Below are 21,889 nucleotides of genomic sequence, written 5' to 3' on the forward strand. Positions count from 1 at the left end.
TCCTCATGGTATGCCCTCTTCATCTTTGCGCAGCTTTTTTATGATCCTGTTTTTTTTCCCGGTACGGAGCGCAGTTGCTTCTTCCACAACAATCTGATCTTTTCCTATTTCAACAACCTTTCCGTTGTTTAAGCCGATAACTGTACCCAGCTTCAGTGCGTAGAATCTGCTGCCCCTACTGTCCTTAGTTTCCACAATGGCCAGTCTACGTCCGGTATCACCGGCGATGCCGAGCAGATTGAATTGATCGAGACCCACCTTCTGCAAGGGGAAGATGGAGATGGCGGCATCCATTTCCGCTTTTTTCTTTAAAACCGGATCCTTTTCCACAAAAGGCCGGAACGGATCCGGTTTCCCCGCCGGATTAAAGCTGTAGCTGGCCGGAGGCGCCTGCTTGGCGGCATCGGACGTCGCGGCATAAGCAGCATGATTAAAGCCGCCGGCAATCAGGAGTAAAATTATTATAATAACGCTATTTCTTGGCATTCTTGTCCTTTTCGCTATTCTTTTGCTCCGCCGGCTTTTGCGCTCCGGTTTTACTATCCACCGTCTTTTGAACAAACATATAAGTCTTGACCATGCAAGAGGTCGTCAGGATAAGCTCCTTGCCCTTGCCGGGATTGGCTTCTCCCATGGAGATATCCTCGATATTTATTATCCGGGGGAGACCGGCCACCTTGGCAAAAAAAGCGGCCGCGTTATTGTAACCACCTTTGACTGAAACCTTGACGGGTATCTCTTCGTAATAATCACCTTCTTCCACGGGCGGCTTGCCCGGTGGCGCCTTGCCGTCGGCAGGCTTCGGCGCGGGCGGCTTTTTATCAGGCGCTTTCGGATCCGCGGCTGCCGGTCCCCCAATCGGTTTTTTTACTGATGATTGCGGTTCAAAGATGAGAAAGTTCAGCCCGGCATTTTTCCCGGACAGGGCAATAGTCTGAAGAAGTTCAGGAATTTCCTTGCGGACAGGAAGCTTGGTCAGGGCCGTTTGGAACTCCTCCTTCAGGGCATCCATGCCTTTCATGTATTTCCCCAGCTCGGCTGCCAACTTTTCCTTGGTCGCTACCTGCTGCTCCAGATCCAGGAGCTTCTCCTGCTGAGTGCTGCGCTTTGCCATATCGGTCTGCAGGAAGTAGAAAAAGAAGAAATAGCTAAAAATGACATAAATCACGCCAATCGCGAGCGCCCTCATCCGGGGCGACATTTTCTTTATGTCATCCAAGTTTATGGCCATGATTTGCTATCCCCTCTTTAATACACAAGATAAGGTAAATTGCTGCAGCTTAATACCGGCGACTTCCTTTTCCCTGGTGGATACCAGGCTGACGGAAGACACGAAACTGGAAAATTCAAGGCTTTTCATAAAACGAGCCACAACCATGTTGTCTTTGGCCACCCCTTCAATGCGCAGGCCGGAACTGGTCTCGGCGATTTTTTCGAGCCATATTTCTTTCTGGGGAACCAGTTGCGCCAATTCAGCCAGCATGCGGACGGGGAAAAAGCGATCTGCCTCTAAGCCCTTGATAACAGAAAGCTTTTGCTCAAGTTCCTTGATGTCTCGTTTCAACCCCTCTATGTCTCCGAGCTTCTTTGTCAAGACGACCAGCTTTTCGTCTTTCTCCTTGATCTGCGCCTCCAGTGCGCTGAGGCTGGAACTGAGAGAAATCTTGAGCAAAACGAAAACCAGGAGAAGGATAATAAAGGAGCCGGCAATAATTGTAATCTGCCGTTTGATATTTTCCTTTTTGGCTGCTTCGCGGTAGGGCAAAAGATTGATGCGGATCTTTTGTCACCTATTTTTCTTAGCGCCAGCCCTACGCCCACGGCGGCAATGGGACCGATACTTTCGATCGCTGCCCCAGCAATGGCCTTCTTATCGTAACCAATTTTTTTGAAGGGATTGATAATTTCGGTGTCTGTGCCGAGCCGCTGCGTCATTTCGGCGGCAATTCCGGGAATCATCGCCCCACCTCCCGAGAGCAGCGCCTGCTTTATTTCCTCGTTGCCGAAGGTAGAACGGAAATAATCAACGGAACGCTCTATTTCCAGGCAGATGGGCTCGGCAAGGCTGAGTATGTCTGTTACTCCAGCTTCCTGCAGTCGCTTGGCGCCCTCCGGACCGGCAATCTTTACCTGTTCCGCCTCGTCAAAAGTCACCCCTAACTTGGCCTGGATGGCTTCCGTGACGGCGTTGCCGCCCAGAGTGAAATCTCTGGTAAATATGGACGTGCCATTCTTGACCACATTGATATTCGTGATGCTGGCCCCGATATTGACAATTACCGCCACATCTGTCTCTGCAAAATCATAGTTCTTTTCATACATTGTTTCCAGAGCAAAGGAATCAACATCCATAATGAGCGGAATCAGGCCGGCGTCCTTTATGGACTCCGCATAGTTATCTATTATATCTTTTTTAGCTGCGACCAAGAGGACTTCCATCAGATTGGGGTTGAATTCATTGGCCCCCAGGATTTGAAAATCAAAGTACACCGCCGCCATGTCATCAAAAGGCAGATATTTACTCGCTTCATCATGGATTAAATCGCGTAATTCGCCTTCCTCCATGACGGCGAAGGAAACTTTTTTTACAATCACGGCATGACCGGAAAGGGAGGTGACGACGTTTTTTATGCTGCAACCAGCAAGCTTGAAAAGTTCCTTTATCCTGGCGCTGAGTTCCTCATGCTCGACCAGTGCGCCATCCACAATGACGCCCCGGCGGACGGGAATCTGGTAGAAGCTCTTCAATACATAGCCCTTGGACGACTCCTGCATCGCCACAAGCTTCAGCGAACTTGATCCGATGTCAAGCCCCACCAGCTTCTTACGGCCGGACAGCAGTTCTTTTATATCGATCGCGGGCAGAGCAAACACAGCGTCACCTACCGGTTATTTCCTGATGTTCAATTGTCAAACTGAAATACTACGGCTCCCTTTCTTACCATCCCAAGTTCGTTTCTGGCCACCATTTCTATATAGGATAAATCGTCTCTAAGCAAAGTAATCGTTCGTTTCAATTCCTCATTTCCCCTAGCCAGATCATGATTCGCCCTCTTCAAGGAGATTAGGCGCTCTTTCATCCGAAAATTATCAATGAGCCCCCGATCGCCAAATGTTACCAGCACACAGACGAATAAAGCGATAATTATTAAGTACTTGCCAACTTTCATCCCCAAGGCAGCCCCTTGCCAAATGGCAATAACAAGTAAGGAAACACATGATTTGTTTGGTTTTATACACTACTTGGCGGCGGCGTGCAAGAAAAAATGAATTAAATCAAAAAAATATTTACCGGTAGGTGAAACCCACATGACGGCACCCGCACAAAGGGCAATGGAAATCTACCCTAACCCCTCTTTGCCAAAGAGGGGAGCATAAAGTCCCCCTTTGTAAAAGGGGGACTAAGGGGGATTTGATGCGCATTTTCAGGTGAAAATCATGGTTCGACAAGCTCACCACGAACGGCTGACTTGGCCACGGATTTTTAACGGCCCTTTCCCATTAGTCTTTATAAATAGCGCCAGTACTCGCTGATGTGACCTGCCGGGCATACCGGGCCAGATAGCCGGTGGTGATTGCGGGCAGACGCGGTTGCAATTTTTTCCTCCGTGCAGTCAGTTCCTTTTCGCTGACCATCAAGTTCAGTTGCTTATTGGGGATGTCAATACTGATCCTGTCTCCTTCCTTTACCAGGGCAATGGGGCCGCCTTCCGCCGCTTCCGGGGAAATATGACCGATTGCCGCCCCGCGCGAACCGCCGCTGAAACGACCATCCGTGAGCAGCGCCACCGTTTTGTCCAGACCCATTCCGGCAATGGCAGATGTAGGCCCCAGCATTTCCCGCATCCCGGGCCCTCCTTTCGGACCTTCATAGCGGATCACAACGATGTCGCCCGCCTGAATTTTCCCACCCAGGATCGCCTCGCTGGCCTCCTCTTCACTGTCGAAGACGCGGGCCCGGCCTTCATTAACCATCATATCCGGATCTACTGCCGACTGCTTGACTACCGCACCCTCAGGCGCCAGATTGCCCTTGAGAATAGCCAACCCCCCCTCTTGGTGATAGGGGCGTTTTACGGGACGGATTACGTCGTCATCATATACCCTGGCCTGCTTCAGGTTTTCGCCCAGCGTCTTGCCCGTGACCGTCATGACCTGCAAATCCAGGATGCCCAACTTGCTAATTTCCTTCATAAGACCTTGAATGCCGCCTGCCCGGTCCAGATCTTCAATATGATGGTGGCCGGCCGGGCTCAAATGGCAGAGATGGGGCGTCTTTTTGCTGATTTCGTTGAAAAGATCAAGATCAAGACGGAAACCCGCTTCATGGGCAATGGCCGGAATATGGAGCGCGGTGTTGGTAGAACAGCCGAGGGCCATGTCAACCGCCAGGGCATTCCTGAAGGCTGCCAGCGTGGCAATATCACGCGGTCGGATGTTTTTCTGGAGAAGCTCCATGATGCCCATTCCCGCCTCTTTGGCCAGACGCCTGCGGGCTGCCTGAACGGCCGGGATGGTCCCGTTGCCCGGCAGTCCCAGGCCGATAGCCTCGGTAAGGCAGTTCATGGAATTGGCCGTGAACATGCCGGAACAGGAGCCACAACCGGGGCAAGCGGAATCTTCCAGCGATTTCAATTCCTTTTGTGTCATCGAGCCGGATTTGACGGCCCCGACGCCTTCAAAGACGGTTATCAGATCCACCTTCTTGCCCTGCCGGACACCGGCCAGCATGGGGCCGCCGCTGATAAAGATGGTCGGGATGTTTAAACGCAGGGCTGCCATGAGCATGCCCGGAACGATCTTGTCACAGTTGGGAATCATCACCAGGGCGTCAAAGGGATGAGCAGTGGCCATCACTTCGACCGAATCGGCGATCAGCTCCCGGCTGGCCAGCGAGTATTTCATGCCGCGATGCCCCATGGCAATGCCGTCGCAGACCCCGATGGCTGGAAATTCTACTGGGGTCCCGCCGGACATCCGGATGCCGGCCTTGACGTCGGCCGTAATCATATTCAGGTGGATATGCCCCGGAATGATTTCATTGGCGGAGTTTACCACCCCGATCAAAGGTCGCGAGATCTCTTGGTCCGTATAGCCCATCGCCTTAAAGAGGGAGCGGTGGGGAGCCCTCTCGAGTCCCTTTTTCATGGCATCGCTGCGCATATCTCCTCCTACTTATTTCACCTGGAAATGCACTTCAAATCCCCCTCAATCCCCCTTTGCTAAAGGGGGAGTTTATTATCATCCCCCTTCTTACAAAGGGGGAATTTATTATTTCCCTCTTTGGCAAAGAGGGGTTAGGGGAAATTTTCATTTTCCTTCGTGTCGGGAATCGTCACGAGGTTTTCTTTCTCCGTTCCGGACGCAGCGCTCGCACGGCGGCGCCCGCCTGCCACATCTCGCTGTTCTTAATGACATCCAGTTCTTTTTGCAGCTTTTCCCGGTAATCAGGGGCGCTGTTTACCCTCAGGACAATTTCCGTTTCTTTCCCGGCGGCGACGCTGTTATACAGATCCGTGAAGACAGGGGCAACCGCATCGCGGAAACGATCCTTCCAGTCCAGCGCGCCGCGCTGGGCTGTCGTACTGCAGTTGGCATACATCCAATCCATACCGTTCTGGGCAACGAGAGGCATCAGACTCTGGGTCAACTCTTCCACCGACTCGTTGAATGCCTCGCTGGGGCTGTGGCCGTGCTTTCTTAACTCGTTGTACTGTGCCTCTAAAATACCGGCGAGGCACCCCATCAGGACGCCGCGTTCCCCGGTAAGATCGCTGTATACCTCTTTTTCAAAAGTGGTGGGAAAAAGATAACCGGACCCGATACCCACACCCACGGCCAGAGTTCTTTCCAGCGCCCGGCCGGTGTAGTTCTGAAATACGGCATAGCTGGAGTTAATACCGCTGCCGTCTAAGAAATTGGTACGCACGGTAGCGCCTGACCCCTTGGGGGCTACCATGATGACATCAACATTCGGCGGCGGAATGATGCCGGTCTGCTCTTTGTAGACAATCGAAAACCCGTGAGAAAAATAAAGGGCATCCCCTTCATTAAGACAGGCTTTTAATTCCGGCCACATCGCCTTTTGACCTGCGTCGGACTGGAGATACTGGATGATTGTGGCGCGTTTTGCCGCTTCCATGGGCGAGAAGAGTGTTTCCCCGGGTATAAAGCCTTCCTCGGTAGCCTTGTTCCAGTTATAATCGCCCTCACCGACAATCACGTTGATCCCGTTGTCTTTCATATTCAGGGCCTGACCACGTCCCTGAACACCATAACCGATAACGGCCACTGTCTCATTTTTCAGCACATCCTGCGCTTTTTTTATGGAAAATTCGTCGGATGTAACCACTTCTTCCCAAGTGCCGCCAAAGTTTATATTTGCCATATTTACCCCCTTTTGTTGTTATTATTACGCCGCACCAGAGCCACCGTGCCGGTTCTGGTAAAATTATCCATGCCGAGAGGTTTTAGAATGACCAGGGCATTTTCGATATCTTCCTTGTTCCCTGTTACTTCCAGGATGAAATAATCATCTTCATTGCCTACTATTTTCCACTTATATGTGTCAATAGTTTTCATAAGATTGTCTTGCCGTTCTTTATCCGCCTTCACACGGGCCAGCAGCATTTCCCGTCTTATCGCATCTTTGCCTGTCAGGTCATCAACCTGAAGCACGTCTACCATCCTGTTCAACTGTTTTTCGATTTTTATGATGGTATCCTGATTTCCCCAAATGGTGAGAACAATCTTGGATATCTTGGGGTCTTCGGTGACGTTTACCGCAATGGTTTCAATGTTGAAACCGCGGCCGCTGAAGGTGCCTGCGATTCTGGCCATGACGTCGGGCTTGTTATTCACTAAAATTGAAATCGTATTTTCTTTGATCTCCATATTGATTTTACCTTTCCTTTGCTAAAAAAATCTACCTTATCTGCGAGCTCTTATTCATCAGTGCCATCTCCGAGAGCGCAGCTCCTGGTTTCACCATGGGATAAACACCTTCCTCCGGTTCAACCAGGATATCAATCATCACCGGTCCCGACGTTGCCAGCCCCTCTTTCAGGACGCTTTCCACCTCTTCAGTTTTTGTGGCCCGGAAACCTTTCGCGCCGTAAGCCTCTGCCAATTTGACGAAATCAGGGGCATAATCCATGGTGGTCTGGGAGTAACGCCTGCTGTAGAACATTTCCTGCCACTGGCGCACCATGCCCAGAAACCCGTTATTCAGGATGATAATCTTTACAGGAATATTATACTGGACCGCCGTTGCCATTTCCTGAATGTTCATCTGGATACTGCCGTCCCCGGCAATATCCACCACTAATTTATCGGGAAAGGCCACCTGGGCGCCGATGGCCGCCGGGAAACCGAAGCCCATCGTCCCCAGGCCGCCCGAAGATATGAAGGTATTCGGCTCGTCAAATTTATAAAACTGAGCCGTCCACATTTGATTCTGCCCAACTTCCGTAGCAATAATGGCCTTACCTTTAGTCAGTTCGTAGAGTTTCTCAATGACGTACTGGGGCTTGATCTTTGCCCCGGCGCCATAGTCCAGAGGTTCCTTTTTCTGCCACTGGGCAATCTGCGCAAGCCAGGCCTGCGTTTGTTCCTGGGACCGGGCCATTTTATCGTTTGCCAGCCACTGATTCAAAAGTTGCAGAATAGGCTTGCAGTTACCCACAACAGAAACGTGGGCCTTAATGGTTTTATCAATGGAAGCGGGGTCAATATCAATATGAACGACCCGGGCGTGCGGCGCAAAGGCGTCCACCCGGGAAGTCACGCGATCGTCAAAGCGCACCCCGACGGCAATTAAAAGATCGCAATGACTGATGGCCATATTGGCGTAATAGGTCCCGTGCATGCCCGGCATCCCGAGCCAGAGGGGGTCCGTCCCGGGGAAACCGCCGAGCCCCATGAGCGTCGAAGTAACCGGACAATTAAGATGCTTGGCCAAGGTGTAAAGTTCCCGCCAGGCCTTCCCGAGCAAAATGCCGCCTCCCGAGATGATCACGGGCCGCTTGGCCTCCCTGATGAGCGGCAGGACCTCGGCGCATTTTGCTTCTATGGGCTCAATCGTATCTTCTGCAAAACTCAATGGATAATCCAGCGTAGCATCGTCGGTGAGCGCTTGAATAACATCCTTCGGCAGGTCCACCAAAACCGGCCCGGGACGTCCCGAACGGGCAATATGGAAGGCCTCCTTGATTATGCGCCCCAGATCGTTGACATCTCTCACCAGGAAGTTGTGCTTCGTGCAGGGACGCGTAATACCGGTAATATCCACCTCCTGAAAGGCGTCATTGCCGATTAAAGCCGTTATGACCTGACCCGTAAAAATGACCACGGGAATCGAATCCAGATAAGCATTGGCGATGCCCGTTACCGTATTGGTAGCGCCGGGGCCGGACGTTACGAGGCAAACGCCGACCTTGCCTGTGGCGCGGGCATACCCGTCGGCGGCATGAATGGCGCCCTGTTCATGGCGCACGAGGATGTGCTTGATGTCGTTATGACGAGACAACTCATCGTAGATGTCCATGACGGCCCCGCCCGGATAACCGAAAATGGTATCCACGTTTTCCTGTTCCAATATCTTGAAAAGTACCTGCGATCCTGTCAGCATGTGAAGTTCTCCCTTATAATTCTCTGTGTAAAAACAAAAAAGCCGCAAACATACTTGCGGCTTTCCTAAAGCAAAAGAGCCGCGGGTTAACGGGGCCCGCGGCTCTTGGTTTCTTGTCTAAATCCGGCAAAGAAACGGAGCGGCGGTCCCCCTTCGTACCGCTACTACGGCGATCCCGCTCTTTACAACCAGCTTGTTGTTCTCTTTGCTTTGCGAATCCATAATCTCAGCCCACTACTTTCAAACTTATCCCAACTTTTGGAGCATGCTATATATTTTTTTTGTCGTTGTCAATAGCATTTTATTCGGCTATTGAGGTCAGGCAGGCTGATAAAACCCGCAAGGCCCGGCGGTAAACTTAACTAATAAATCCAAAAGTCAATCGCAATTCCCCATTTCTTTCCTTTCGGAATTACACGGGCAACCTTTCCCTTCACAGATATCATCCCCCGATTCTCCAAGTTAATAGCTATGTTAACTGATTCACCCACAGTAAAAGATTTTTTTGAAAGAAAAAACACGCCACCTAACGAGTAGTCCACTAAACGCATGGGCATGTCTTCAACAAGGCATTCTACCTGAGCCGCATCACCTCCGGTTTGGTTTACATCAAAACGCTCATATTTGCGGTTTCCTCTCATTTTATGGAACCCCTTCCCTATAAAAATACTCTTTTAAGATGCTATTTTACGATTCGCGATACAATAAAAAATACAACTATAAGAAAGCCGATGCCTATGAGCATGATGAGAACCCCATACTGGTACATTAGCTCCAAGCCACCATACCAAGCCATGACCTGATCAAAATATTGATAGTATAGATCCTTGATTTTCTCCATCATCTCATCTTTTGGATAGAATTGTTATGATAACTGTTTAAGGCCATTTGCCGGATATGGATAGCAGAATTTACGATCATGTCAAGGAGTATCTGGATTTTTTAATGAAATTATTGCCTTGACAATATGAGTCGCCTTAGGCGAAAATATCACCAAAGGAGAACGGTGATGAGAAAACTTATCTTCCTGTTTTTGATGCTTGCCTTATATATGATCTTTCCTGCGCCCGCCCGGAGTGAGTTCTACGTCATCCGGCTAAAAAATGGCGGCTCTCTGGCGACTCCCATGCACTGGTCCGATGGCGGGCTGATCTATTTTTTCTACGTCGGCGGAACAGTGGGCGTGGAAAAACAGATTATCGAAAGAGTGGAAAAATATAAGGGAGAAAGAAACTTTTCGGTGAGTTCCACCACACCTGATACCAAAGAAACGAAGGGATTGCCCACCTTGTCTTCGGCAGCAGAAAAACTCCCTGCAGAAGCTGACCAGAAGGCTGAAAAAAACCTTTCACCCCAAATACCTCCCGTAAAAATTGATTTGAAGGCTTACCAGGATAAAATGGCCAAGCTCAAGGCTGACATAAACAAGACTCTGACCCGCATCAGGAAAGCCGACACAAGCAAGGATCTGATTGCAAAGGATGAAGCAACAGCAGATAACCGCCATATCTCTGCCGAGATGTGGAAGCTCACTGAAGAACTACAGGAAAAGAACAACGGCAAGCTGCCCGCCGATTGGTGGGAAGGAGTAGGAAGGGAGGAACCTGAAATACCGTAAAACGTGAAAAACCAAGCTGTTAAAACCATTAGAAAACATCTCGCCAAGCCGTTTGTTTAGTCGTATTGAGTGAATTGATATTGGCGAGATTTGCAATGGCTGCGGAACTGTAATTTAGGTCGACGCCACCGGACAGGTCTATAAGCTTGGCCGAATGGCCGATCGTTATGAGCGAACCGAAGAGATTGGCTGTACCGGTACCGAAAACCCTGCCGGTCCCCCTCAGTATGATAATCCCCTCGAATTCGAAGGTACCATTAAGATTAAGCGAGCCGCCATCATCAACGATAATGATGCCCGCCCCGTTTCCATTACCATTCAGCGTGGTTCCGTTCGGAACAAGCGTGATGGCAGGAGCGGCCCGCGTGCCGAGGGTAGACTGGTAAAGGTTGTTTGTTAGAACATAGTTTACGAGGTCCTGATATGCCGTTTCATGGCTGGTTCCTATCGCTTGCGTTGGAGTCCCCGTAAGATGAGCACCAACATTTCCTGAGAGGGTCGGCGCCATGGTGGTGAACAGACCCGCCGTGGCAGGTAGTGCGGTCGCCGTCGTCGCGCAGGCAGAGCCATTGCAGGTTGGGCTGGCGGGCACAGGATAATCACGACCGTCCACGGCATAGCCGCCACCGACGCCCGTTTTAAATTGCACCGCAGGGCCGCCGCCATACATAGCCACCGCACCATCCGTGCCTGCGGGTACTTTGGTTGTATATCCAATATGGGCCTCAATAGTCTTTGAAGCATTATTGGCCCCCGTGCCGGTCATTTGAAACTTGTATTTGTTCGGCGCAACATAGTAAATCACCACCGAGGTGTTAAAGTTGAAGCCTGTCGGACAGCTTACCGTAATCGTCGTTGTGGGAGTGCTGGTAGTGGGATAGGTCACCGTATTCGCACGCAAGTACGCAATGACCTGCCCCACCCCCGCCTCGGCATTGAACAGGGCCTTCTGGCCCTCCCGATAATTGGCGGCAATCTTCATGTCCGTGGTCACGGTCATGACAGCGGTCGTTCCCAGGAGAACCAGAACGGCAATCATTATCAGCGTGACGACCAGAACCATTCCCTTTTCATTCCCAATAATACTTTTATGACCGATTTGCCTTGGCATACAGTACCTCGCGTTTCATAATCTTACTTCCGCTGTATTAGAAATGTGCAACCCTGCACACGCCGTTTAAGGGCTCAACGCCAAATTCCGCGGAAAGGCAAAGGCGGAAAGGGTATAACGGCGATAGTGATCCCCATAAGTCGGATCGGTATAGTTCGGATCCACATTGGCGGCGCGGGTGACAATCGTAATTTTGACCATCCGGATATTTGCCAAAATGGCCGTGGTGGCTGGTGGTGTGGCACCGTCATAGTATTCGAAAAGCAGGGAGTGTACGTATTCCACCACAGGTTGATATGAACTGCCAGATTTCGTGTATTTGCTGTTTCGCCTTAGAGACATAATACTCATTGACAGGTTTATATCGTATGCTACGTTCTCATTATCATTGTCGCCAGTAGTTGGGTCATCGGGCGTAATGCTTCCGCTGCCGTCTCTATCCGCCGTGAATTTAATGGTGTCGCCTCCAGCATAAGTAATTCCAACACAGCTAGTCCCAGCTGTGACCAAGGCATTGGTACAGCGGGGTACCTCGGGAGTGGCCGCGGCAATGGTAGCCGCATTTCTCTGGTTGTATCCAGCCATGCTGATCTCGCGGACCATCATGTCCATGGCCACCCGGGCGTTTTGATGAAGCTCGGCAAGCTGCTCCTGATTGGCAAGATGCTTGCTTTGCACGGTAAATAACGCGTAGACAGCGCCTAGGACAACCAGCCCGACGGTCATGGCAATCATCAATTCAACGAGCGTAAAGCCTCTATCGTTTGTATTCATCTCTAATCACTCGCCCTGATGGTTTGCAAAACTACTGGCTGATTAGGAGGCCGGGTCACGGTAACGGTTATTGTCTTCGTACTCGTTCCCGGCGCAGTCCACGACCGGGTGTAATATGAACCGGCGGCAGACGCCTGGACCGTACCATTGGCGGCCGCGTAATCCGTCCCTGTCCACATGGAGGCGGCCTGTGTAGCAGTGGTATAAGGAGCGGCCTTGAGTTCCTCCATCTTATCCTTGGCCAGGGTTGTGGCCGTAGTCAATGTTTGACTGAAAGAGTTACTCTTGATAACCGACGTGGTCACCGACGCCGCACCGACAAGGGCGACGGTCAATAAAAATGCCGCTATCAAAACTTCAAGCAGGGTAAACCCCTTCTGACCAGACATGGATTTCTTCTCCATAGCTTTAATTCATCCTGATTCGACCATTGCTGCTCATCGTAATGCTTTTCGATCCCGTTGATCCTGTAAGAGAAAGGGTTCCTGTGCTTCCCGTCCCGTTGCTATAGAAGGTGATAATCGTTCCCGCAGACGTCGAAAAGGCAACGTCGTAGTAAGTGGGATGGATATCTCTCGTCGTGATCAATTCTCCTGTATCTGCGGTCCCATTTTTATTATCGTCGTGAAACATGGCGTACTGATGATTATTGCCTATTTTCAAGGCAACCCATTTGTTCAGAGTGATCGCCTGCGTACGTGTGGCGGCCAGATCACCGTATAGCACTCTTGCCGCACCATTCAATCGCCTCTGGGCCATATAGGTATTAAAGTTCGGCGTTGCGATGGCCGCCAATATTCCTATGATCGCAATAACGGTCATAAGTTCTATGAGGGTAAAACCTTTATGCGAGGTAATTTTCATTGAGTAATCTCCACGCATGAGAGATGCAAAGTGCATGCCACAAACACGGTCAATTTCTTTTACAACAAAAAAACAGTAATTAATAATTGATTCAATGTATCGCACCGGTCTTGGCAGCATAAATAAGAAAGAATTGAAAAAATCCGGCTCTTTTTCTGGCGAAAACCCGGTAATTTTCCCGTTGCCCTTGTTATTTTCGCCATCTTATCACCATTCATCTCCGCAGGTTCGATCGGGGAAATCCATTTTGCCCGACTCTTTTTTAAAGAACTCCGCTTCTCGCAGTATGATAAGAGCAAGGCAGGCCTATTGTCAATAGATAACTTTGGGTTCGCGTGAACTGCTTCACACTTTCCGTGTGATTTTCTTCACATAGTAATTTATCTTGCCTATCGGATAAAGATGGGAAAAAATACGGGGACACCACACCAGTTATTATAGAAACCAGTATGATGTCCCCCGATTTGCTTTGATTAGCTTTTCTTTAACATCTTATCCAGCAGCGGTTCCACGGATGGGCATTGCCGGCAGGCAACCAGCCCTTCCTTGTCTATTAGAGTGAAGTTGGGCACGCCCTGGACATCGTAGTTGCTGGCCACTGCCGCCGTTTCATCGAGCAGCACCCGGTACGGAAGCTTGTGCTTGTCCGCGAAGCGCGCCACCTTGGCCCGTGATTCCTGGATGTCAATATTGACGATTGCAACGCCCTGGGGGGCGTACTTGGCGAAAATATCCTTCAAACGCGGAATTTCCTGCACACAGTAGGGGCACCAGGTAGCGCCAAACATCAGCAGCACGGGCTTCCCCCGGTTCTCACTCAACTTGAAGGTGCGACCCTGTAAATCCTTCAAGGTAAAATCCGGCGCCCGGTCTATAATTGCCTCACCGGCCGTTCCCATTCCACGATTATTCTTTACTTCATTCCGCTCTTTCTGCAAGTCCTCGCAGGCAGCCAAGGAGATGAACAGCAAACTCAACACCCCCCAGAGAGTGTTTTCCCATTTTTTCGTCATCACATCTCCTTCAAAACCACAGCATCCCGGCATTGATCAGTAGATACTCGCCCATCGCCAGCAATATCCATCCCGCCAGACGACTGATTCTTTCCATCCACGGCCCCGACCGGGGCAAAGAAGAAAGCAGCCCGGCGAAAGTACCCATTAAGATGAGCAAAGTCCCCATCCCCAGGGAAAAAACAAACAGCAGGCTCATACCCAAAATCATATTCTGGCGCGAGGCAACGTAGGACAGCAGTATCGCCAGCACGGGCGCCGTACAGGGACCAACCACGAGCCCGGACATGACGCCGACCAGAAAACTTCCCAGGACGTCGGTTGTTTTTCCCCGGCGTTGCATGTTAGCCAAACACCGCGGCGTCTGCCAGGGCAATGATAAGGCGCCCAACTGGAACAATCCAATCAGGATGCAGACGTTGGCCAGCAAAAAATAGGTCCAGGGATTTGTTTGGATCTGCACGAATATCTTGCCCGAGAGGGCAGCAATGCCGCCCAGCAAAGTGTAGGTGACAGCCATGCCCAGCACATAGATCAGAGAGAGCCTGAAGCCCTTCCACCGGGAGCCGGCGCTGTGCGCGCCGATAAAGCCGATGGTGATCGGCGCCACGGGATAGACGCAAGGCGTGAAACTAATCAGGAGGCCGCCCACATAAACCGCCGGAAAAGCCAGCCAGGAGGCCTCGGCAATATATAAGGAGAAGCTCGGGAGCAAATTTTCCATCATTATATCAGTTATCAGTGGCCGGGGGGACCGACGGGGCGTCCTTTTTCCCCGCGCAGGGGAGGCAGTAAAAAACTTGCGACCCAGCCTCCACCAAGCGGGTGGCCATGGTCATTTCTCCGCACCGGGCACAGGCCGCCGAAGGCGCCAGCGGCGCATAAGGCTGTTCCGGCGGCGGTATTTCTTCCGTGGCAAAGACGGCGGAAAAATCCTTGTTTAAAAGATCATGGGCTTTCATCTGCCGGTACCGGGTATTTTCCTCCGGAGTGGCAGTTTTGGCTGCAATCTTTTTCCCGAGCAGCTCAAACTCGGCCCCATCTTCCCCGCCATAACCATACTCGGTCTTGCGGGAAAAGCGAAACGCCCGGCGCGCTTTCCGTTTTAAAACAGTATAAGCATTTTTCCCGTAATCCCGAAAGATCAGATTCCCTTTGCCAGCCGTCGTCCCCAGCATAACCTGGAGGGCATCCACGGCGCAGGAGTCGTTTTCCGGAAAGGCCACCACCTCCTCATCCTCGGAACGGCCAAGAGCCAGCAGCCGGACCGCCTCTCTGGCCACCAGATAACCATAAACCAGGCCAGGACAGAGATGTCCATGAAATTCAATACAGCGCCTGAGGTCGTCAGGCAGCGCTATCGTTTTATCATCCAAGTTACCCACCCCCCTTTTCATCCATCGAGAAAACTTTGTTTACACAACAATTATCATTATTGGCATGTTTAGCGGCGGTAGATTTCCTTTGCGGTTGAAGTCTTGGCCAGCTCAATCACGCCTCCGGCGCCGAAGCGGTTGATTTTGAGGCCGCCGCCCAAGCGCGGGAAGTCCGGGAGCACCAATAGCTCGTCCGGAAGCTTGTAGGGGGCGATCTTCCCGTCCAGGAAGGCCCTCAGGTCCGCCAGCGTCAGTTGGGGAGCTCCTGCGTTTGTTTTTACACAGACGCAGATTGATTCGCCGAGAACCGGGTTGGGGGTGCCCACGACGCAAGCTTCGGCGACGCAGGGATGCCTGACGACCAGCCCCTCCAACTCGGAAGGTATAACCTTGAAACCGCCGCGGTTGATGCACTCCTTCATACGCCCAAGGATCTGGACGGGGCCATTTCCCTCGCGCACCACCAGGTCTCCCGTGTAAAGCCAGCCATTTTTCAACTGATTGGCGGTCTCCGCGGGGTTGTCCCAGTAGCCGCTCATCACGTGCCAGCCGGACAAGAGTAGTTCGCCTGGCTCTCCGCTCCGGCGGTCCTCCCCCGTCTCCGGGGCGATAATTCTTATCCGGGTGCCATAGATCGGGTAGCCGATATAACGCTCCCTGGTGGCCATGTCGGTGCCGTAGGGCAGAATGATCGAGAGTCCGGGGCCGACCTCGGAGGCGCCCAGGAAAGAGGAGATGTAGATCCCCATCTCCTCTTGTACGCGGGAAATCAGGCCTTCCGGCGCGATCTGCCCGGCGATGAGGCCCGCCCGTACCGAGGAGAGGTCGTATTCACCCCTCTGGGGATCGTTTAGCTCCATTATGTAGTGGGCCGGGGCTGCCAGTTGGATCGTAACCTTTTCCTCCTGGATCAGGCGGAAGGCTTCCCTGGGGTTGAACGCCTCCATGAGTACCAGCGTCGCGCCCAGGAGCAGCGGCTGTACGAGCAGCGCACCACAGCCATAGGAGTGGGCCATGGGCAGAAAGGCCAGGAATATGTCATCCTCGGTTGCATCGGTTCCCAGGGAGTAGGAAAAACCGGCGCGGACCACCTGGGATTGGCTGAGCATTGCTCCCTTCGGTTTTCCGGTGGTGCCCGAGGTGTAGATGAGCATCGAGAGGTCGTGGGGCTCTAGTGCGGGGGGAGGCACCGTTGCTCCAACAGGAGTCAGCTCCTCGAATCTTCTTATCCCCTCCAGACCAGCACCGGCTTTGGCTTCCATACCCGCGACCACCACCAGCTCAAGTTTTGGCAGTTCCGGTTTGAGGGTGGAAATCGCCTCCAGGTAGTCGAAGCCCTGCCACTTTTCAAAGATGAACACCGCACGCGCGCCGGAATTTTGTATAATAAAGCGCGCCTCCGATTCCCGGTAGCTGGCGTTTAGCCAGGCCACAACTACTCCCAGCCTCTGGAGCGCGTAGAAAAGCTCCACGAATTCGATGGAGTTTTTCATGTACATCGCAACGTGGTCGCCCTTATTCAGCCCCGCCTCGGTCAGCGCGGTGGAGAGCGCCTCCACGTCTTGGGCCAGTTCCGCGTAGGTGAGGCGCCGCCCACCCTGGACAAGGGCAAGTTTATGCGGCAGGCGTTGCGAGCTTTCCGCTATGATTTGCCAGACAGTGTAACCGCTCAAGCGACCGTATAACTCTTGAACTTTAGAAGCATCCATGGCTACTCGTCATTTCACTATTATTTCATTTTTCTTCTTGAGTTACATATAGCATCAGAGAGTGACCTCGTCAATAGCCCGGAATTTAATCCACAATAACAGTGCCAGTGGCAATTTCTCTTGACACACAAGCCGCTTTTTCTTAGAGTCGCAATGGAAAAATCAGCTCTTAGCAGTTAAACACGACCCTAAGGCGCTGAGGGGGGACATTCAGCGAAAGTTGTGTGACGAACAATTGTAACCCCGCCAAGCGGGATAAGTGCGTTAACGTAATTGTTTCCCGCAGGGAAACAATTACTAACTTACTAATGCGTTAACGTAATTGTTTCCCGCAGGGAAACAATTACTAACTTACCAAGGAGGTCCACGAGAAAAATGGCGAAAGACGTGAAGGAGATATTTACCGACTGTACGCTCTGTTACCACAGTTGCGGGACAGTCGTCACGGTGGAAGACGGTAAAGCCGTAAAGATCGAGGGACTGAAATCGCACCCCTTGAACAAAGGGAAACTGTGCCCGAAAGGAGAAGCAGCCCTCGAACACATCTATGCCCCGCACCGGCTGAAATATCCGCTAAAAAAGGTCAATGGAAATTGGGAGCGGGTGAGCTGGGATCAGGCCCTCGACGAGATAGCAGGGAAGCTCTTGCAGTTGAAAAAGGAATTCGGCCCCTCGGTGCTGGGCGTCTTCAGCGGCTCGATCGGCGTGGAAAATCTCGAGATGGCCGGTCTGACCCAGAGGTTTAAAGCTGCCTTCGGTTCGCCGAACTTTTTTTCCGTAGAGAGCATCTGCTATCGCATGAGAATCCGCACCCGGCAGATTACCTTCGGCAAGTATCCCACGGAGGAACTTGATTCCAATCTCTACATCCTCTGGGGTCACAACCCCGATGAGTCGGACTTTCCTTTACAGCTCGCCCTCGAGGAGAATTTGAAAAAGGGGGCCAAGCTGGTCGTTATTGATCCCAAGAAGATTCCCCTGGCCGATCGCGCCGACATGTATCTCCGGATCAGGCCGGGCACCGATGGCGCCATGGCGCTTGCCATGATAAACGTCATTATCAACGAGAATCTTTACGATCGTGATTTCATCGAGAAGTACACGATCGGATTTGACAAGCTTGTTCCGCACATACAAAAATATACGCCCGAGTGGGCGGAGAAGATCACCTGGGTCGCCGCCGCAGATATCCGCAAACTGGCCCGCCTTTTTGCCAAGACCCGAGGAGCGGGCATATATCAGGGAACAAACACCCAGGACCAAACGGCAAATGGCACGCAGAACAGCCGCGCGTTCTCCATTCTCCAGATCATCACGGGGAATATCAATATCCCGGGGGGCTGGGTGGTCAGCCCGCGCCTGGCCTTGGGCAATGTGGGTTTGAGCGTGACCGGAGAACCCCTGGGGGCCGACCAATATCCGCTCTTCTATGAAGTATGGGGCAGAAAGAGCCCCTACGGTATCGTGACCTGCGTTCCAGAAAGTGTACCGGACAAGATCAAGGCCTTCATGGTAATCGGTGGAGATCCCGCAATCTCGATGGCCGATTCGAATGCCTTCAAGGATGCGTTCAAGAGGCTGGAGCTCCTGGTCGTCCACGATCTCTTCCTGACGGAGACGGCAGCACTGGCCCATTATGTCCTTCCGGCCTGTTCCCACCTCGAGAAATGGGGGGTGGCTTATACCTATAATGTCTGCCACTGTCTGCCCTATCTCATGTTGAGGAAAAAGGCCATCGAACCGCTTCATGAGTGCTGGTCGGAATGGAAATTATACACCGAACTGGCAAAAAAGCTGGGGATGGGAGATCAATTCCCCTGGCAGTCGGAGGAAGAGCTGGTCACCTTTGAGTTGGGACCATCGGGAATTACCTTCAACCAACTTCTGCAGGAAAAACCGGAAGGCGCCTTTTATCAGCAGAAGGCCTACGGGATGAAAGAGACGTCTTTCTCAACCCCGACCAAACATATTGAGATCTACAGCGATGCCCTGGCAAACGTGGGTTTTGATCCCCTGCCCACCTACCTGGAGCCGCACCGCAGTCCTTTAAGTACCCCTGAATTATTGGAAAAGTATCCCCTCATTCTTTCCACGGGGAATAGAAATCGCTACTATACGCACGGACAATTCAGGAAGGTAAAATCCCTGCAAGAGGAAAACCCTCAACCGCTGGCGGAAATAGGCCCGCAAACAGCCCGGCGCTTCGGGATCAGCGACGGGGATAACATCACGATTGAAACAAACAAGGGCGTGGTCCGCATGAAAGCCAAGGTTGAGGAACGGGTGGCGGAAGGCGTGGTCCTCATACCCCACGGGTGGCCCGGGGAGGCCAACGCCAATCTGCTTACGGACACGGAGTGCCGGGAGCCCATTATGGGTTACCCCGACATGAAATCGCTCCTGTGTGCCATCAAGATCGCATAGAATGATGATCGAATTGCATAAGAACCAGGGCATACTGCTTGTGAACGGCAAGGAGACCGTCCATTATTCAGAAGGAATAACGCCGGCGGATGTGCAGAGAATAATCCCTTCCTTTCGGGGGACGGAACGGATGCTCAGGAAAAAAGAGGCCCGGAGGGCCACGATGGCCTTCGGCATCCTCGCCGCGCATCAGCAGGGAACGGAGGGCAAAGGTCTGAGAATCCGTTTCGACGCCCTGGCTTCCCACGACATTACCTATGTCGGCATTGTTCAGACGGCGCGAGCCAGCGGGTTGAAGAACTTCCCCGTTCCCTACGCGCTGACCAATTGCCACAACAGCCTCTGTGCGGTCGGCGGCACCATCAACGAGGATGATCACCTCTTCGGCCTCTCGGCGGCGCAGAAGTACGGCGGGATCTATGTCCCGGCCCACCAGGCGGTTATCCACCAGTACGTGCGGGAACGGATGGCCGGCTGTGGCAAGATGATCATGGGTTCGGACAGCCACACCCGCTACGGCGCGCTGGGCGCCATGGGGATCGGCGAGGGCGGTCCGGAGCTCGTGAAACAGGTTATCGGCCGGACCTACGACACGGTCTGGCCGGAGGTGGTCGCCGTCTTTCTGGAAGGTAAGCCCCGTGACGGCGTGGGACCACAGGATGTGGCGCTCGCAATTATCCGGGCCGTCTTCAGGAACGGCTTCGTGCAGAACAGGGTCATGGAATTCGTCGGCCCGGGGATCGGGAATCTTTCCGTTGACTTCCGTAACGGCATAGACGTTATGACCACGGAGACGACCTGCCTTTCCACGATCTGGCGCACCGATGAAAAAGTGGCGGACTACTACCGCACGCATGGCCGGGAAGAAGAGTACCGGAAACTCGATCCGGGGGGCGTGGCCTATTACGACGGACTAATCTGGGTGGACCTCTCCCGGATGGAGCCGATGATCGCCCTCCCGTTTCACCCGAGCAATGCCTTCGCCATCCGGGAGCTGAAGACGGACCTGACGGACATCCTGCGGGAAACTGAAAAGCAGGCGCTGAAACAGCTCGAAAACCGGGATCTGAAATATTGTCTCACCGACAAGGTCGTCGCAGGAAAACTCAAGGTGGATCAGGGGGTTATAGCCGGCTGCGCGGGAGGAACCTTCGAAAACATCGTTTACGCCGCGGCCCTCTTGCAGGGCCATTCCATCGGTAATGAGGAATTCTCCCTGAGCTTTTATCCGGCGAGTCAGCCGATCCTGATCGAGCTGACGCGCAAAGGGATGCTGACCTCCCTTCTGGAAAGCGGGGCCACCATGCGGACGGCCTTCTGCGGCCCCTGTTTCGGCGCGGGGGATGTGCCGCCGAACCAGGGTCTCAGCATTCGTCACACGACGCGCAACTTCCCGAACCGCGAGGGATCCAGCCCCCAGGATGGCCAAATCGCCTCCGTCGCATTGATGGACGCCCGCTCCATCGCGGCAACCGCGCTGAACCGGGGCTTTCTGACCGGCGCCGATGAAATCTCCTTTCATCCCCGCCGCACGCGCTACCATTTTTTGGCAGGCGTTTACGAAAACCGGGTCTATCAGGGCTACGGCAAAGCGAAACCTGATATCCCCCTGCGCTTTGGGCCAAATATCGTGGATTGGCCCGCCATGTCCGCCCTGCCGGATCAACTCTGCCTGATCGTCGCCGCCGTGATTACGGATCCGGTAACCACGACGGACGAGCTGATCCCGTCGGGGGAGACCTCCTCCTACCGGTCCAACCCGCTGAAGCTGGCCTCCTTCACGCTCTCCCGGAAGGATCCGCAGTATGTGAGGCGCGCCGGTGAAGCCCACGCGTTGGAGAAAATGAGGCTCTCTTTCCTGAAAGACGGCAAGACGGATGCCCGGTTGCTTACGGCCGTCAAACCCTGGGCAACCGCATTCGCCCCCGGAATCTCCTCCAAGGAGTTCCTCCGGACAACTGGCCTCGGCAGCCTCGTCTTCATGCGGAAACCGGGGGACGGTTCGGCGCGGGAGCAGGCGGCCTCCTGTCAGAAGGTTTTGGGAGGCTGGGTCAATATCGCCAACGCGTACGCCACCAAGAGGTACCGGAGCAACCTTATCAACTGGGGGATGCTGCCGTTCACCACGGCGGAGAACGGCGCAGAAAAGCTGGCGGTCCAGGATGCGGTGTTTTTTCCATCTCTGCGCAAGGCGGTTCAGGACGGGGCGGAAATTATCGCAGCGCTGATTCTGAAGGAGGACGGCCGGATCATCCCGCTGGCCCTGGAGCTCAAGAAACTGCCCCAGGTGGATCGGGAAATCCTGCTGGCCGGCAGTCTGATCAATTTTTATAAACTCTTTCCTGACTGGTCATAAAACGCTGGTCATCGA

Annotated in this window: 20 protein-coding genes and 1 pseudogene; 3 read left to right on the forward strand and 18 right to left on the reverse strand. The window is 52.8% G+C overall.

Features of this window, described 5'->3' with window-relative positions; translation table 11 throughout:
- Positions 1 to 3 precede the first annotated feature (3 nt).
- The 9 genes from NT140_03960 to NT140_04000 form a co-directional block, all read right to left on the reverse strand.
- On the reverse strand, positions 4 to 486 hold the full coding sequence (locus tag NT140_03960; GenBank protein ID MCX5831035.1) for a pilus assembly protein PilP: 483 nt from the start codon (positions 484 to 486) through the stop codon (positions 4 to 6).
- Positions 473 to 1,231, reverse strand: coding sequence for a type 4a pilus biogenesis protein PilO (gene pilO, locus NT140_03965; protein ID MCX5831036.1), 759 nt, complete (start codon positions 1,229 to 1,231; stop codon positions 473 to 475). Before pilO ends, NT140_03960 begins: the two co-directional genes overlap by 14 nt.
- Before the next feature lie 6 nt (positions 1,232 to 1,237).
- Positions 1,238 to 1,594, reverse strand: a complete 357-nt coding sequence (locus NT140_03970) for a PilN domain-containing protein (GenBank protein ID MCX5831037.1) — start codon at positions 1,592 to 1,594, stop codon at positions 1,238 to 1,240.
- Positions 1,591 to 2,874 carry a type IV pilus assembly protein PilM gene (gene pilM, locus NT140_03975; GenBank protein MCX5831038.1) on the reverse strand — a complete coding sequence of 428 codons (1,284 nt, stop codon included), beginning with the start codon at positions 2,872 to 2,874 and terminating at the stop codon, positions 1,591 to 1,593. Before pilM ends, NT140_03970 begins: the two co-directional genes overlap by 4 nt.
- A gap of 627 nt (positions 2,875 to 3,501) precedes the next feature.
- The gene (gene ilvD, locus NT140_03980; protein ID MCX5831039.1) at positions 3,502 to 5,163 is read right to left on the reverse strand and encodes a dihydroxy-acid dehydratase; all 1,662 of its coding nucleotides are present in this window, start codon (positions 5,161 to 5,163) and stop codon (positions 3,502 to 3,504) included.
- Between the two features lie 172 nt (positions 5,164 to 5,335).
- Positions 5,336 to 6,388 (reverse strand): ketol-acid reductoisomerase, encoded by a 1,053-nt coding sequence (gene ilvC, locus NT140_03985; protein MCX5831040.1) that lies wholly within the window; start codon positions 6,386 to 6,388, stop codon positions 5,336 to 5,338.
- A gap of 2 nt (positions 6,389 to 6,390) precedes the next feature.
- Entirely contained in the window at positions 6,391 to 6,894 is a 504-nt protein-coding gene (gene ilvN / locus NT140_03990; GenBank protein ID MCX5831041.1) for an acetolactate synthase small subunit, read from the reverse strand.
- A 31-nt stretch (positions 6,895 to 6,925) separates the two neighbouring features.
- Positions 6,926 to 8,629: a biosynthetic-type acetolactate synthase large subunit gene (ilvB, locus tag NT140_03995; protein ID MCX5831042.1), complete on the reverse strand. Its 1,704-nt coding sequence runs from the start codon at positions 8,627 to 8,629 to the stop codon at positions 6,926 to 6,928.
- A gap of 362 nt (positions 8,630 to 8,991) precedes the next feature.
- Positions 8,992 to 9,270, reverse strand: coding sequence for a PilZ domain-containing protein (locus tag NT140_04000; protein ID MCX5831043.1), 279 nt, complete (start codon positions 9,268 to 9,270; stop codon positions 8,992 to 8,994).
- Between the two features lie 368 nt (positions 9,271 to 9,638).
- Here NT140_04000 and NT140_04005 point away from each other — a divergent pair, with 368 nt between their 5' ends.
- Positions 9,639 to 10,247, forward strand: coding sequence for a hypothetical protein (locus NT140_04005; GenBank protein MCX5831044.1), 609 nt, complete (start codon positions 9,639 to 9,641; stop codon positions 10,245 to 10,247).
- 28 nt (positions 10,248 to 10,275) lie between these two features.
- Here the strand turns inward: NT140_04005 and NT140_04010 are convergent, their stop codons facing one another.
- The 9 genes and pseudogenes from NT140_04010 to NT140_04050 all read right to left on the reverse strand — a co-directional run bounded on the left by NT140_04010 (position 10,276) and on the right by NT140_04050 (position 17,094).
- Entirely contained in the window at positions 10,276 to 11,358 is a 1,083-nt protein-coding gene (locus NT140_04010; GenBank protein ID MCX5831045.1) for a pilus assembly PilX N-terminal domain-containing protein, read from the reverse strand.
- A gap of 66 nt (positions 11,359 to 11,424) precedes the next feature.
- Positions 11,425 to 12,132, reverse strand: coding sequence for a prepilin-type N-terminal cleavage/methylation domain-containing protein (locus NT140_04015; protein MCX5831046.1), 708 nt, complete (start codon positions 12,130 to 12,132; stop codon positions 11,425 to 11,427).
- 2 nt (positions 12,133 to 12,134) lie between these two features.
- Positions 12,135 to 12,536, reverse strand: a complete 402-nt coding sequence (locus tag NT140_04020; GenBank protein ID MCX5831047.1) for a prepilin-type N-terminal cleavage/methylation domain-containing protein — start codon at positions 12,534 to 12,536, stop codon at positions 12,135 to 12,137.
- 4 nt (positions 12,537 to 12,540) lie between these two features.
- Positions 12,541 to 12,891, reverse strand: a complete 351-nt coding sequence (locus tag NT140_04025) for a GspH/FimT family protein (GenBank protein MCX5831048.1) — start codon at positions 12,889 to 12,891, stop codon at positions 12,541 to 12,543.
- Positions 12,865 to 12,990: pseudogene (locus NT140_04030) on the reverse strand (prepilin-type N-terminal cleavage/methylation domain-containing protein). Before NT140_04030 ends, NT140_04025 begins: the two are co-directional and overlap by 27 nt.
- Positions 12,991 to 13,469: 479 nt before the next feature.
- Positions 13,470 to 14,009, reverse strand: coding sequence for a TlpA disulfide reductase family protein (locus NT140_04035; protein ID MCX5831049.1), 540 nt, complete (start codon positions 14,007 to 14,009; stop codon positions 13,470 to 13,472).
- Positions 14,010 to 14,019: 10 nt separating this feature from the next.
- A complete protein-coding gene (locus tag NT140_04040; GenBank protein ID MCX5831050.1) occupies positions 14,020 to 14,736 on the reverse strand; it encodes a sulfite exporter TauE/SafE family protein in 717 nt (238 codons plus the stop codon).
- Positions 14,737 to 14,740: 4 nt separating this feature from the next.
- Positions 14,741 to 15,385 carry an FmdE family protein gene (locus NT140_04045; GenBank protein ID MCX5831051.1) on the reverse strand — a complete coding sequence of 215 codons (645 nt, stop codon included), beginning with the start codon at positions 15,383 to 15,385 and terminating at the stop codon, positions 14,741 to 14,743.
- Positions 15,386 to 15,453: 68 nt separating this feature from the next.
- Positions 15,454 to 17,094 (reverse strand): class I adenylate-forming enzyme family protein, encoded by a 1,641-nt coding sequence (locus NT140_04050; GenBank protein MCX5831052.1) that lies wholly within the window; start codon positions 17,092 to 17,094, stop codon positions 15,454 to 15,456.
- Between the two features lie 375 nt (positions 17,095 to 17,469).
- Between NT140_04050 and NT140_04055 the strand changes: the two genes are divergently transcribed.
- The gene (locus NT140_04055) at positions 17,470 to 19,518 is read left to right on the forward strand and encodes a molybdopterin-dependent oxidoreductase (protein ID MCX5831053.1); all 2,049 of its coding nucleotides are present in this window, start codon (positions 17,470 to 17,472) and stop codon (positions 19,516 to 19,518) included.
- 4 nt (positions 19,519 to 19,522) lie between these two features.
- Complete coding sequence (locus NT140_04060) at positions 19,523 to 21,874, forward strand: hydratase (protein MCX5831054.1); 2,352 nt, start codon at positions 19,523 to 19,525, stop codon at positions 21,872 to 21,874.
- The last annotated feature ends 15 nt before the right edge of the window (positions 21,875 to 21,889 follow it).

It is taken from the genome of Deltaproteobacteria bacterium (assembly GCA_026388415.1).
Lineage (GTDB): Bacteria > Desulfobacterota > Syntrophia > Syntrophales > JACQWR01 > JAPLJV01.

Bases quoted from the DNA above. Each gene is read 5' to 3' on its own strand.
- NT140_03960 (MCX5831035.1), bottom strand. From the start codon at position 486: ATGCCAAGAAATAGCGTTATTATAATAATTTTACTCCTGATTGCCGGC.
- pilO (MCX5831036.1), bottom strand. From the start codon at position 1,231: ATGGCCATAAACTTGGATGACATAAAGAAAATGTCGCCCCGGATGAGG.
- ilvD (MCX5831039.1), bottom strand. From the start codon at position 5,163: ATGCGCAGCGATGCCATGAAAAAGGGACTCGAGAGGGCTCCCCACCGC.
- ilvC (MCX5831040.1), bottom strand. From the start codon at position 6,388: ATGGCAAATATAAACTTTGGCGGCACTTGGGAAGAAGTGGTTACATCC.
- ilvN (MCX5831041.1), bottom strand. From the start codon at position 6,894: ATGGAGATCAAAGAAAATACGATTTCAATTTTAGTGAATAACAAGCCC.
- ilvB (MCX5831042.1), bottom strand. From the start codon at position 8,629: ATGCTGACAGGATCGCAGGTACTTTTCAAGATATTGGAACAGGAAAAC.
- NT140_04000 (MCX5831043.1), bottom strand. From the start codon at position 9,270: ATGAGAGGAAACCGCAAATATGAGCGTTTTGATGTAAACCAAACCGGA.
- NT140_04005 (MCX5831044.1), top strand. From the start codon at position 9,639: ATGAGAAAACTTATCTTCCTGTTTTTGATGCTTGCCTTATATATGATC.
- NT140_04010 (MCX5831045.1), bottom strand. From the start codon at position 11,358: ATGCCAAGGCAAATCGGTCATAAAAGTATTATTGGGAATGAAAAGGGA.
- NT140_04015 (MCX5831046.1), bottom strand. From the start codon at position 12,132: ATGAATACAAACGATAGAGGCTTTACGCTCGTTGAATTGATGATTGCC.
- NT140_04020 (MCX5831047.1), bottom strand. From the start codon at position 12,536: ATGGAGAAGAAATCCATGTCTGGTCAGAAGGGGTTTACCCTGCTTGAA.
- NT140_04025 (MCX5831048.1), bottom strand. From the start codon at position 12,891: ATGGCCCAGAGGCGATTGAATGGTGCGGCAAGAGTGCTATACGGTGAT.
- NT140_04035 (MCX5831049.1), bottom strand. From the start codon at position 14,009: ATGACGAAAAAATGGGAAAACACTCTCTGGGGGGTGTTGAGTTTGCTG.
- NT140_04040 (MCX5831050.1), bottom strand. From the start codon at position 14,736: ATGATGGAAAATTTGCTCCCGAGCTTCTCCTTATATATTGCCGAGGCC.
- NT140_04050 (MCX5831052.1), bottom strand. From the start codon at position 17,094: ATGGATGCTTCTAAAGTTCAAGAGTTATACGGTCGCTTGAGCGGTTAC.
- NT140_04055 (MCX5831053.1), top strand. From the start codon at position 17,470: ATGGCGAAAGACGTGAAGGAGATATTTACCGACTGTACGCTCTGTTAC.
- NT140_04060 (MCX5831054.1), top strand. From the start codon at position 19,523: ATGATCGAATTGCATAAGAACCAGGGCATACTGCTTGTGAACGGCAAG.